Source organism: Rhodococcus sp. 05-2254-5 (genome assembly GCF_002258575.1).
Taxonomy (GTDB): Bacteria; Actinomycetota; Actinomycetes; order Mycobacteriales; family Mycobacteriaceae; genus Rhodococcoides; species Rhodococcoides fascians.
Genome location: NZ_NOZG01000012.1, coordinates 1 through 1,100 on the forward strand (window position 1 = coordinate 1; position 1,100 = coordinate 1,100).

The 1,100-nt window shown below is 65.4% G+C and carries 1 protein-coding gene; it reads left to right on the forward strand.

The genetic code is table 11. From position 1 onward, the window contains the following. Positions 1–1,035: HNH endonuclease signature motif containing protein (locus CH278_RS09950; RefSeq protein WP_143536235.1), on the forward strand; the 1,035-nt coding region annotated here is incomplete at its 5' end. Positions 1,036–1,100: the final 65 nt, after the last annotated feature.

Genomic DNA, 1,100 nt, shown 5'->3' on the forward strand with positions numbered 1-1,100 from the left:
GCACGCACCGACAAGATCCGTGAAGCGATCACCAAACTCGAAGACACCTACGGCAGCGACAAGCCGCCCCCTGAGGACACCGACCGCAACGAACTGTTCGCATCGAAGATGCTCAACCAACGCCTGTGCCTCAAGGCCGACTTCGATGCCGTCACCGCGGAAAAGCTCTTCACCGCACTCTCACCGCTGACCGAACCTCGGCCCGCAGCCGACGGCACCCCCGACGAACGCAGTCCTGCGAGGCGACGCGCCGACGCATTCGGGCAGATCCTCGACCACTACCTCGCCTCGAAGGATCGCCCCACCGAAGGCGGCGAGAGACCCCACATCAACCTGCACATCCGGTTGCAGGACCTCCACAGCCTGAGCGGTCAGAACAGCGACGACATCACCGACGACGAAACCACCCGCGCTGCAGCAGAATCCGACAACGCCGATCCAGCCGACCCGGTGGACATCGACGCCGGCAACCCGATCCACTCCGACCCAATACGATCCGACCCGACCGAGTCGGACGCGGCGAATGAACTCGAGACCGACAGCGCTGCCGGACCGAGCCCGGATCGCGGTGCATATCGGGACCTGTTCGGCGACGGCACGTCGGTCGGCTGGCTGCCGTGGATGGGCCCGCTCTCCCGCGAGACGTCCCGCCAACTCGCCTGCGATTGCCTTCTCACCGCCATCGTCATGGACGAGAACGGCAACCCACTCAACCTCGCCCGCACCGCCCGTACCGTCACCGCGAAACAGAAACGCGCATTGACTGCCCGCGATCACGGCTGCGCATTCCCCGGCTGCGGAAGACCCGCCGCCTGGACCGAAGGTCACCACATCTGGCACTGGGCCGACGGCGGACCCACCGACATGAACAACCTCGTCCTCCTGTGCGGGTTCCACCACCGACTCATCCACCACTCCGATTGGGAAGTGTTCATCGGCACCGATCAATACCCCTGGTTCGTACCGCCGGCATCCGTCGACCCGTACCGACAACCGAGACAATCCCACGCCCGAGCAGGCCCCCACATCGCATAGGCCCCTCGAACGCACACCAGCCCCGCACCGAGAACACGGTGCGGGGCTGGAAGAGATTGTCCGAC